A 9,936-nucleotide genomic window follows, 5' to 3' on the forward strand; every position below is an offset into this window, starting at 1 on the left:
GTGTTCGGATTCATTGGCGTCCGGCCATGCGCAAGCCTCGGGAGACTGCAAGGGTTTGAATCAAGCCGCAGCCCAGATCGACGGCAATTGCCAGGAGCGCGGTCGATACGGCGCCGGCGAGCATCATGCCGAAGTCGTTCAGGTCGATTCCGGTGAAGATCAACTCGCCGAGTCCGCCGCCGCCCACCAGGAAGGCCAGCGGTGCGGTGCCGACGTTGATCGCCAGTGCGGTGCGGATGCCGGCGAATATCACGTTCAGTGCATTGGGGATTTCGACTTTCCACAGCGTTTCCCGTGGCGTCATGCCCATGGCTTCGGCTGCTTCGACCAGATGCTGCGGCACCGCGCGCAAGCCTTCGTAGGTGTTGACCGCGACGGGAAGCAAGGTCGCGACAAACAAGCCGATGATGGCCGCGCCGCTGCCAACGCCGATCAAGCTCATGGCCAAGGCCAACAGTGCGAGCTTTGGAATTGCCTGCCCTACGTTCAGCACCTGCATGCTGGCCATGGCATAACGCTGGTTCGCCGGGCGGCTCATCCACACACCCAACGGAAGCGCAATGGCGATGGCCAACACGCCGCTGACGGCGACGATCTGCAAATGCTGGACGGTCAGGTAGCTGATGTCGTCCCAGTAGAACTGCAGTCCCTGCCAGAATCGGTTGAGTAAGTCGGCCATGGTCAGTGCACCGCCGGAGTGATGTTTTCAACCAGTCGCGCGAGGATGTCAGCCTGGTGCACATAGCCGACAAAGCGTCCGTCGCTGTCGTTGCAAAGCGCCCAGTCCTGGCCGCGACCGAGCAGTTGCGAGAGCACCTGGCGCAGGTCATCGCCCGGTTTGACGACCAGGTGCGAGTGCGCCGCGATGCCGCTGTTGCTGCCGACGATCTGCATGTGTTCGCGCGGCGCGATCTTGCTGACGACGTCCGCCGCGCGCAGCAGGCGCAAGCGTTTCATGATCCGATCGCCGCCCATGAAGTTCGCCACGAAGTCGCTGTTGGGCCGCGCCAGCAAATCATCCGAGCTGCCAAATTGCTGGATTTTGCCGTTGTGGAACAGGGCGACGCAGTCGGCCATCTTCACCGCTTCGTCGATGTCGTGACTGACGAACAACACGGTCTTGTTGACGAGGCGCTGGATGCGCATGAATTCGTCCTGGATTACTTCGCGGTTGATCGGGTCGATGGCGCCGAAGGGCTCGTCCATCAGCATCACCGGCGGATCCGCAGCCAGCGCCCGCGCTACGCCGATGCGCTGCTGTTGCCCACCGGACAGCTCACAGGGATAGCGCTTGAGAAACTTCGCCGGATCCAGCGCGACCACTTCCAGCAACTCGGCGGCGCGTTTACGGCTTTTGCTCTTGTCCCAGCCCAACAGATTGGGCACGACGCAGATATTTTCCTCGACGGTCATATTCGGGAACAGGCCGACTTGCTGGATCACATAGCCGATGGAGCGTTTGAGGGTGACGCTGTCCATTTCGGAGGTGTCGCGACCATTGATTCTGATGGTGCCGGACGTCGGCGTGATCAGTCGGTTGATCATTTTCAGCGTCGTGGTTTTGCCGCAACCCGATGGCCCGAGCAGTACGCAGATCTGTCCCTCTTCGACATTGAATGAGACATCTTCTACCGCCGTGACAGCGCCGAATTGCTTGTTCAGGTTTTCGATCTGGATCACGTCGTCGCTTCCTTCATTCGGCCGGTGGCCAGTTTGTTCTTGTTCAAGCCGTTGGGCGTCAGCAGGCGCTGCAAGCCGTACAGCGCATAATCGGCGGCGATGGCGATGACGCTGATGACGATCGCACCGGCCAGAAGCTGTCGAGTATCCGATTGCGCGATGCCGCGAATGATCAGGCTGCCGAGGCCGCCGGCGCCAATGTAAGCGGCGATGGCTGCGATCCCGATGTTGATGACGGTGGCCATCCTCACGCCGGCCATGATCAGCGGCACCGCAATCGGCAGCTCAACCTTGCGCAGTCGTTGCCCGGTCGACATACCCATGCCGATGGCGGCTTCACGCAAGGCGGGGTCGATGTTGGCGATCGCCGTGGTGGTGTTGCGGATGATCGGCAACTGGGAGTAGAGAAACAGCGCAATGACCGCCGGCACCACGCCGATGCCGTAGCCGATCTGCGAGAGCGCCGGAATCATCAGCCCGAACAGCGCGGCGGAGGGAATGGTCATCAGAACCGCGGCGAAGGCAAGGACCCAACGGCGTGTTCTGGGGTGCTGGGAGATGAAGATCCCCACGGGCACGCCGGTCAGAATTGCCAGCCCCACCGCTACCGCCACGATGAACAGGTGCTGGCCGAGTAGCAGACCGATCAGCCCAGCGTTTTCCAGAATGAAACTCAAGGTTTCCATGAGGGTTGTGCCTTCTGTACGTCATTGTTGTTTTTATCGGTCGCGCATCTGGAGTGAACGCCGTGTCTGGACGAAACAGTACCGCGCCCGTACAAGCACTCTGAGCTTGGAGTTCGACGATTTCTATCAAAAAATCGACGTGACGCAACCAGCTTGCATGAAGTGCAACGCTTTGCAGTGATGGCAGATCGCTGTAGGCGCGGTCGTCAAATGAACAGGCTCGCCGGAGTTCTTCGCTTGGCGGGCCGAGTCATTAGCTAGCTATGGGATTTTGCGGAGTGCGTGGTCCGGAGGATTTATGGAGGATGTTCCGTGTAAAGAAATCAGGAGTGAGCATCATCAAATTTCCGCCGCTCCTCTCCGGGCGTACAGCCCCAGACACGACGGTAAGCAGCGCCCAGATGGGATGCCGAAACGAACCCGCAGCTGTAGGCAATCGACGCAATGGGCTGGGTACTTTCACGCAGCAACCGCCGTGCTTCGTTCAACCGCAGCTCCAGATAGAACTTCTTCGGCGTCATGCCAAAGTGCTGATGCCACAGACGTTCGAGTTGCCGATGGGAGAGATTGCAGCGGTCGGCGATTTCTTCGATGCCGACGATGTTCTCCAGATTGTTCTCCATGAACGCGATGGCGGCGGTCAGCCGGCGATCGTGGATGCCGAACCGCCACTGGATCGACATCCGCTGATGCTCTTCCGGCGCACGTATCCGGGCGTGCAGAAATTGCTCGGCGATACTCGCCGCGAGCTGGTTACCGAAATCGAGCGCGATCTGCGCCAGCATCAGGTCAATCGCCGCCGTGCCCCCGGCGCAGGTCCAGCGGTTGTCATGGTTGACGTATAGCTCCCGGGTGACTTCGATCGTCGGGAATTCTTCGGAGAACTGACCGATGGATTCCCAGTGCAAGGTACAGCGCTTGCCCTCCAGTAAACCGGCACGGGCGAGGATGAAAGTGCCGGTGCTCAGCGCTCCTACGGTGATCCCGCGCGAGGCGGCACGCTGGAGGAAACGCAGGATTTTCGGTGGTTTCTGATGCTCGATGTCCAGGCTCGCCAGAACGAACACGCGATCCAGTTCCGGCGCCTGATCAACCGGCACAGTGTGGATTTCGATGCCGCTGCTGGAGCTGACCGGTCCGCCCGTTTCAGTCAGCAGGGTCCACTCATAAAGCGGTTTGCCGGACAGCCGATTGGCCGCACGCAGCGGCTCACTGGCACCCGCCAGTGCCATCATGGAGAACTGCGGGAGAATGAGCAGCCCGATTCGCTTGGTCGTACAGTTATTCACAGACGTCGCTGAATCGATGGGGGCTGTCATCGCCAGATCCTTTCATGGGGCCAGCCGTTCGAGCGAACGGCTTTCGACCCGCATGTTAGGGGCTGGGCACGCATTCAGCCAGACAGGACAAGCCCCGCGAGGCTGGGGAATCGCTGCGAGACCTCGATACCCGAGGTCTCGCAGGAGAATGGCGAGCGGATCAGGCCCGTGCGCGGATGGCTTCGTCGATGCTCTGGATCATCGATTTGAACACCGGGTGGTCGGCCTGATTCTGCTGACCATGCTGCATCTTCGAAATGATCAACGCGTGCGGGCCGGCATCGCCCGGATAGTTTTGATGCAGACGCACGGACTCCGACGGCATGTGCAAAGTGTTGTCAGCGCCGTGAATGATCAGCGCGGGCGGGAAGCCTTTTGCGCCTTCGATGGATTGCTCCGGGTCATATTGCACGTAGGACTTGTAGGATTTCGCCGTCACGTGGGTGCAGCCCGGCCAACGGTCCGCGCCGCCCGCTTCGGTGTAGCCGCCCAGTTGCTGGTCGACATAGGCCTGGGTTTCCGGATCCAGCGGGTAGTAACCGAGTCGGGTCTCATCGGTGCCGGTGTCGAACGGCGGGATCGGCGCGTCATCGGCGAGTTGCGCGATGGCCGCATCCGCTGCCGCCGGATCTGCGCGCAAGGCCTGCAATTTGCGGATGTTGGTGTAGCTCATCGGCACCCAGAAGCGGATCTGTTCGGCGCCGGCCGCGGCGAGTTCAGCCACCGCTCCAAGGCTTGCCACCGAGCCCATCGCCCACGATGCGACTACCGGCATCTCACCGAAATTTTCCCGCGCCCACGCAACGGCCCCCAACACTTCATCTTTCTGGTCTTCGAGAATGACGTTGGTGATGACTTTATCGCCGGACTCGATGGTGTTACGGATGTGCTTGTTGGAAAAGAAGCCTGCGACGTCGTACGTCATGACCCGATAACCAAGGGCCGCCAGGGCGCGACCGAACAACTGGCCATACATCGTGACTCCGCCGGTGAAGCCGGAGTTGAAAATTACCGGTGGCAGTTTTTGCGACGCAGCATCGCGTTGTTCCGGCTGAAATACCGTGCCTTTGAGGCTGAGTGTTTCATCGCCGTAGTTGACGCTGAAGTTGATGTCTCTTGTTGTAATGTTCGTCATTTCTGAGTGATCTCGAAGTGAGAGGTGTGGGCGTAGATCAACTTGCCAACTGGCCAGACGCTCCTCGCAGAAGTTGGCCAACAGGAATTTCGGTTACTCGGGAAACATGCAGGGCAACGGCATCAACAAAGTTGAACGCCTTTTCCAGATTGAACCGCTCGGAATACTTCATCCCCTCGTTGTCTGTTCCGACATGAGGGGCATCGGTGGCTTCCAGCAGGATCTTGTCTGCGCCGACTGCGCGGACGATTTGCGTCACGAAACGAGCGGTTTCTTCGGGACGGCTGCTGGTTCGATAGCCGGGCCCCTTGAAGCACACGTTGCCGCGTACGCTGGCTTCGGCAAGCAGCGCGATCCAGGCAGGCTCGGTGATGCCCCGCTCGGGGTGGCAAGTGCCAAGGTGATCGATGACGACCCGCACATCGCAAGGGATCTGGCGCAGTACGCGCAAATTCGTCTCGGCTTCTTTCGCGTAAATGTGCAGATGTTGATGCGGTTGCAGGCATTGATAAAACGCCAGCCATTGCTCATCGCTGAACTGGGTGGGAGAAACGCTTTCCGGCCGTGCATCGTGCAAAACGATGCGGGCGCCAATCACCTGTGGGTGCGAGAGCCGTTCTTTGGTGGCGTAAGCCGGATATGCCTTGATCGTGCCCACTAACCTAACGCCGCCGTAGCGCTGAGGGTCGACTGCCTGAAGATTCTTGAGTTCGTCAAACGAGGCAAATACGTTTTCCGAGTCCGGCAGAATACTGAGATGGACGTTATTGATCAGCGTCGGAGCAATACCGGCAGCCATCAGGTTATCCAGATAAGCCGTCAGGGAGTGCGGCTCAGGTAATGCATAGGGCAACGCAGCGGACACTCGGCGCAGGTCGTGCGAAGTAAAAAAATGAACGTGACTGTCTGTTCTTTCAATCAACGGCAGCATGATTTTTGTTTCCTGCATTTGTGCGAAAACAATAATCGCCGCCAGTCTTTCGTCGCTCCCGCCAACTCGACGTCTAGTATCAAAATTTCGCCATGCGCGAATTTGTGAGCAAAGATGTTTTGAGAAGCAGCGCTTGGATTTGCAGGCATTGAAGCCGTTAGCGGTTTATGGGTAGCGGCCCGTCAGAAAGCATGGCGAAAAATTGATGCGCCTGTTTCGACATGAATTTTTCTTCACCGCACCACGCGCCGCGAACCGATAAAATCCCCCTGCTCATTCAAGAAACTACGGTTCGCCCGCGCTCCTAGCGGGCTTTTTTTTGTCTGCCATCCAGCACACCTTGCCGCTCCCCAGCATATGCGCGACTCTGCCTGCAGATCCCTCGCCAAGGAGCGCTCGATGCCGCTGTTATCCCTGCCCTGCCCGCGCCTGACGCTGGCGATCCTCTCCCCCGATCAGGCCGAGCTCGAAAGCGCGTTCTACCAACGCAACCAGCGGCACCTGGCGCGCTGGTCGCCCATCCGCACCACCGACTACTTCTCCACCGCCAACATCCGCCGTCGTCTCGAGATCCAGGCCAGCGCCTTCGAGGCCGGATTGGCGATGCATTTCGCGCTGCTGTCGCCGGACGGTCAGCAGATGATCGGGGCGTGCAATTTCAGCGGGATAATTCGGGGGGCGTTTCAGGCGTGTTATTTGGGTTATCACATCGATGAGGCGCATCAGGGGCTGGGTTTGATGCAGGAGGGGCTGGAGGCGGGGATTGGTTATATGTTCGATGTGCAGAATCTGCATCGGATCATGGCCAATTACATTCCGGGCAATGAGCGCAGTGCGCGTTTGCTTGAGCGTTTGGGTTTTGAGCGTGAGGGCTATGCGAAGGCGTATCTGAACATTGCCGGGCGTTGGCAGGATCATGTGCTGACGGCGCTGGTCAATCCGGGGTTCGAGGCGCCGGATCAGCGGTGGTCGCGGCGCCTGGGTTGAGTTGCACGAAACCTGTCAGACAAAAATCCTTTCAGCTCTCGGGTTTGCGGCCGATACAGACCTGCTAACACCCCTGCTGGCTCAAAAGAACAACAATCTTCCAGCTTAACTGACGACCAAGAAACCCAACGTTTCTGGAGGATTTGCATGAATAGCTGGTTCGGTAACATCAGCGTGAACATGAAACTCGGCCTGGGCTTCGGCCTGGTGCTGGCCCTGACCTGCATTCTGGCGCTGACCGGCTGGACCAGCCTCGGCGGCCTGATCGACCGCAGCAACTGGATGAGCGACATCACCCAGCTCAACGCCGGCCTGACCAAACTGCGCGTGGTGCGCCTGCAATACATGCTGACCAATGGCGACGAAACCGCCGCGCAGAATGTGCAGACCACTCTGGAAAGTTTCGCTGCGCAGCAGCAGGCGCTGATCAGCAAATTCAAGAGCCCGGAGAACGTCGCGCTGCTCAAGCAGCAGGCCGCGACTATCGCTGAATACCAGACCTCGCTGAACAAAATGCGCAACGCCTATCGCACCGGCAACAGCGCCCGCGACACCATGAGCGTCAACGCTCAGACCGCGTACAACCTGATCGAATCGATCAGCCAGCGCGTGCAGCAGATGGAGTTGAGCGATCAGCGTTTCGAGCAGTTCCAGGCTGTCACCGCTGCCAAGGAAGCGTTCATCCTCGCGCGTTATGAAGTGCGTGGTTACACCGCGACCAGCAACGCCGAGACCGAACAGAAAGCCGTCGGCCAGATCGATGCGGCCATCGCCAGCCTCAAACCGCTGAACGCGCAATTTGCCGCGACTCAGCAGGATGCCCTGCGCCAATTGGAAACCGCGTTGACCAGCTATCGCAGCGCGTTGATGGCGTACAAGAACGCCAACACCGATGCGGTGCAGGCGCGCAAGGAAATGACCGATCAGGGCACCACCATCGTCGCCCTGAGCGAGCAGCTGTATCAGATTCAGCTTGATCGCCGTGACGCTGAAAGCGCCCAGGCGCGCACCTTCCAGTTGATCAGCACCTTGCTGGCGCTGTTGGTTGGCGTGATTGCGGCGGTGATCATCACCCGTCAGATCACCCGTCCGTTGCAGGAAACCCTGGCCGTGGTCGAGCGCATCGCCAGCGGCGACCTGACCCAGAACGTCACCGTCACCCGTCGCGATGAGCTCGGCGTGTTGCAGCAAGGCATCGCACGCATGGGCGTGACCCTGCGTGACTTGATCAGTGGCATCCGGGACGGCGTCACCCAGATTGCTAGCGCCGCCGAAGAGTTGTCGGCGGTGACTGAACAGACTAGTGCGGGTGTGAACAGCCAGAAAGTCGAGACCGATCAGGTCGCCACCGCGATGCACGAAATGACTGCCACCGTGCAGGAAGTTGCGCGCAATGCCGAGGAAGCGTCGCAAGCCGCTGCCGCAGCGGACGGCGAAGCCCGTGAAGGCGACAAGGTGGTGAATGAGGCCATCGCGCAGATCGAGCGCCTGGCCAGCGAAGTGGTGCGTTCGACCGAAGCGATGAGCGTGTTGCAGCAGGAAAGCGACAAGATCGGCAGCGTCATGGACGTGATCAAGGCTGTCGCCGAACAGACCAACCTGCTCGCGCTCAACGCCGCGATCGAAGCTGCGCGTGCCGGTGAAGCCGGGCGCGGTTTTGCCGTGGTCGCCGATGAGGTGCGTGGTCTGGCTCAGCGCACACAGAAATCCACCGAGGAAATCGAAGGTCTGGTCGCCGGTCTGCAGAACGGTACCCAGCAAGTCTCGGCGGTGATGAACAACAGCCGCGCGCTGACCGATAGCAGCGTCGCCCTGACGCGCAAGGCCGGCGCCTCGCTGGAAAACATTACCCGCACGGTGTCGAACATCCAGTCGATGAACCAGCAGATCGCTGCGGCGGCTGAACAGCAAAGTGCAGTGGCTGAAGAGATCAGCCGCAGCATCATCAACGTCCGCGACGTGTCCGAACAGACCGCCGCAGCGAGTGATGAGACGGCAGCGTCGAGTGTTGAACTGGCGCGGTTGGGTGGTCAGTTGCAGCAGATGGTCAGCCACTTCCGCGTTTGATTTTGGTTTTGCGCTGTAGCTGAAACCGAATCGCGAGCAGGCTCACTCCTACAGGTCCCAGGTCGAACACAAAATCTGTGAACATCTCGGAAACCGTGTAGGAGTGAGCCTGCTCGCGATTGCGGTGGATCAATCAAATCAAAGCTGCCTGACACTCCGCCTTCGCGAGCAGGCTCGCTCCCACATTGGATTTGTGTGCCACGCTGGATTCTGAGCACACCGCAGATCCCTTGTGGGAGCGAGCCTGCTCGCGAATGCGGTTTAAATGACAGAGCAGATTTTCAGACCTGCCACGGATTGATCACTTCAATCCCGGAAAACTCGAAATCCCGAACATTACGTGTAGCAATCGCAGCTCCGTGGCCTCGGCAGATCGCTGCGATTTGCGCATCGGCCATTGCAATCCCCCGCCCCTCCGCCTCTGCATCGGCGACCAGCGTCGCGTACTCGACGGCCGCGTGCGCATCGAATGGCAAAATCCGCCCGGCAAAATCCTCTTCGAACATTGCCAACGCGTGGGCCTGGAGTTTTTGTTTGCGCTTGCCGGAAGGTAATCGAGCGATGCCGTGCAGTATCTCCGCCACAGTGATCGCGCTGATGGCCAGGTCCATGGCCGGTTGCGCATCCACCCAGGCCAGCACTTGAGCCTCGGGTTCGATGCGCATGAATTCGGATAGAACGTTGGTATCGAGCACTATCATTCAGAGAAGTCCACACCGACCGGTTTCTCTGCACGCGCAGGCAGCTCGAGGTCGACTCCGCCCTCGGCGCTGAAACGCTGGTGAATCCGACTGCCGAGCCCTCCGGCACGATCAACCTTGGTGAGCGCTCGGCCCAGAATCAGCCGAGCTTCTTCTTCCATGGAATGTCCATTGTGTGCAGCGGTAATGCGCAGCTGCTCCTTGAGCGTCTCGTCAAGGTTTCGAATAGTGATGCTAGCCATGTCGTCCTCCTGCAATCAATGAAATCATTGATTGCAGGCTAGCATATTCAGGTTTGATTGAAGTGAGGCCCGCCGAACGGCAGTGCCATCTCAAATACACCGGGATGCCCTTGTAGGAGTGAGCCTGCTCGCGATAGCGGTGGGTCAGTAACAGGTAGGCTGACTGACACTCCGCTATCGCGAGCAGG

The 9,936-nt window shown here is 59.4% G+C and carries 10 protein-coding genes and 2 pseudogenes; 3 read left to right on the forward strand and 9 right to left on the reverse strand.

The features are described from left to right. Nucleotides 1-10 precede the first annotated feature (10 nt). From DCO47_RS06185 to DCO47_RS06210, 6 genes are all read right to left on the reverse strand, one after another. Nucleotides 11-679, reverse strand: coding sequence for an ABC transporter permease (locus DCO47_RS06185; RefSeq protein WP_116657732.1), 669 nt, complete (start codon nucleotides 677-679; stop codon nucleotides 11-13). A 2-nt stretch (nucleotides 680-681) separates the two neighbouring features. Next, nucleotides 682-1,680, reverse strand: coding sequence for an ABC transporter ATP-binding protein (locus DCO47_RS06190; protein WP_083354174.1), 999 nt, complete (start codon nucleotides 1,678-1,680; stop codon nucleotides 682-684). Further along, nucleotides 1,677-2,366 carry an ABC transporter permease gene (locus tag DCO47_RS06195; RefSeq protein ID WP_116657733.1) on the reverse strand — a complete coding sequence of 230 codons (690 nt, stop codon included), beginning with the start codon at nucleotides 2,364-2,366 and terminating at the stop codon, nucleotides 1,677-1,679. Before DCO47_RS06195 ends, DCO47_RS06190 begins: the two co-directional genes overlap by 4 nt. Before the next feature lie 323 nt (nucleotides 2,367-2,689). Next, nucleotides 2,690-3,685, reverse strand: a complete 996-nt coding sequence (locus DCO47_RS06200) for a GlxA family transcriptional regulator (protein ID WP_042608830.1) — start codon at nucleotides 3,683-3,685, stop codon at nucleotides 2,690-2,692. Nucleotides 3,686-3,845: 160 nt separating this feature from the next. After that, nucleotides 3,846-4,820: an alpha/beta hydrolase gene (locus DCO47_RS06205; RefSeq protein ID WP_116657734.1), complete on the reverse strand. Its 975-nt coding sequence runs from the start codon at nucleotides 4,818-4,820 to the stop codon at nucleotides 3,846-3,848. 37 nt (nucleotides 4,821-4,857) lie between these two features. Then, the gene (locus DCO47_RS06210) at nucleotides 4,858-5,751 is read right to left on the reverse strand and encodes an amidohydrolase family protein (protein WP_116657735.1); all 894 of its coding nucleotides are present in this window, start codon (nucleotides 5,749-5,751) and stop codon (nucleotides 4,858-4,860) included. 399 nt (nucleotides 5,752-6,150) lie between these two features. Between DCO47_RS06210 and DCO47_RS06215 the strand changes: the two genes are divergently transcribed. From DCO47_RS06215 to DCO47_RS27505, 3 genes and pseudogenes are all read left to right on the forward strand, one after another. Beyond that, nucleotides 6,151-6,738, forward strand: coding sequence for a GNAT family N-acetyltransferase (locus DCO47_RS06215; RefSeq protein ID WP_116657736.1), 588 nt, complete (start codon nucleotides 6,151-6,153; stop codon nucleotides 6,736-6,738). A gap of 282 nt (nucleotides 6,739-7,020) precedes the next feature. Continuing rightward, nucleotides 7,021-7,947, forward strand: a pseudogene (locus tag DCO47_RS27500) (methyl-accepting chemotaxis protein); the annotation flags it as partial. A gap of 144 nt (nucleotides 7,948-8,091) precedes the next feature. After that, nucleotides 8,092-8,805 carry a methyl-accepting chemotaxis protein gene (locus tag DCO47_RS27505; protein WP_371915160.1) on the forward strand — a complete coding sequence of 238 codons (714 nt, stop codon included), beginning with the start codon at nucleotides 8,092-8,094 and terminating at the stop codon, nucleotides 8,803-8,805. A gap of 281 nt (nucleotides 8,806-9,086) precedes the next feature. On the opposite strand, the gene DCO47_RS06225 is transcribed toward DCO47_RS27505, so the two are convergent. The 3 genes and pseudogenes from DCO47_RS06225 to DCO47_RS27135 all read right to left on the reverse strand — a co-directional run. Continuing rightward, nucleotides 9,087-9,506, reverse strand: coding sequence for a type II toxin-antitoxin system VapC family toxin (locus DCO47_RS06225; protein ID WP_116657737.1), 420 nt, complete (start codon nucleotides 9,504-9,506; stop codon nucleotides 9,087-9,089). Then, nucleotides 9,503-9,748 (reverse strand): plasmid stabilization protein, encoded by a 246-nt coding sequence (locus tag DCO47_RS06230; protein WP_064364524.1) that lies wholly within the window; start codon nucleotides 9,746-9,748, stop codon nucleotides 9,503-9,505. The genes DCO47_RS06225 and DCO47_RS06230 overlap by 4 nt, the downstream gene beginning before the upstream one ends. Beyond that, nucleotides 9,741-9,936 (reverse strand): annotated as a pseudogene (locus DCO47_RS27135) (hypothetical protein); the annotation flags it as partial. The pseudogene DCO47_RS27135 and the gene DCO47_RS06230, both read right to left, overlap by 8 nt.

It is taken from the genome of Pseudomonas sp. NDM (assembly GCF_003105095.1).
GTDB classification, from domain to species: domain Bacteria; phylum Pseudomonadota; class Gammaproteobacteria; order Pseudomonadales; family Pseudomonadaceae; genus Aquipseudomonas; species Aquipseudomonas moraviensis_A.

Coding starts and splice junctions, on each gene's coding strand:
- DCO47_RS06185 (WP_116657732.1), bottom strand. CDS start 679: ATGGCCGACTTACTCAACCGATTCTGGCAGGGACTGCAGTTCTACTGG.
- DCO47_RS06195 (WP_116657733.1), bottom strand. CDS start 2,366: ATGGAAACCTTGAGTTTCATTCTGGAAAACGCTGGGCTGATCGGTCTG.
- DCO47_RS06200 (WP_042608830.1), bottom strand. CDS start 3,685: ATGACAGCCCCCATCGATTCAGCGACGTCTGTGAATAACTGTACGACC.
- DCO47_RS06205 (WP_116657734.1), bottom strand. CDS start 4,820: ATGACGAACATTACAACAAGAGACATCAACTTCAGCGTCAACTACGGC.
- DCO47_RS06210 (WP_116657735.1), bottom strand. CDS start 5,751: ATGCTGCCGTTGATTGAAAGAACAGACAGTCACGTTCATTTTTTTACT.
- DCO47_RS06215 (WP_116657736.1), top strand. CDS start 6,151: ATGCCGCTGTTATCCCTGCCCTGCCCGCGCCTGACGCTGGCGATCCTC.
- DCO47_RS27505 (WP_371915160.1), top strand. CDS start 8,092: ATGCACGAAATGACTGCCACCGTGCAGGAAGTTGCGCGCAATGCCGAG.
- DCO47_RS06225 (WP_116657737.1), bottom strand. CDS start 9,506: ATGATAGTGCTCGATACCAACGTTCTATCCGAATTCATGCGCATCGAA.
- DCO47_RS06230 (WP_064364524.1), bottom strand. CDS start 9,748: ATGGCTAGCATCACTATTCGAAACCTTGACGAGACGCTCAAGGAGCAG.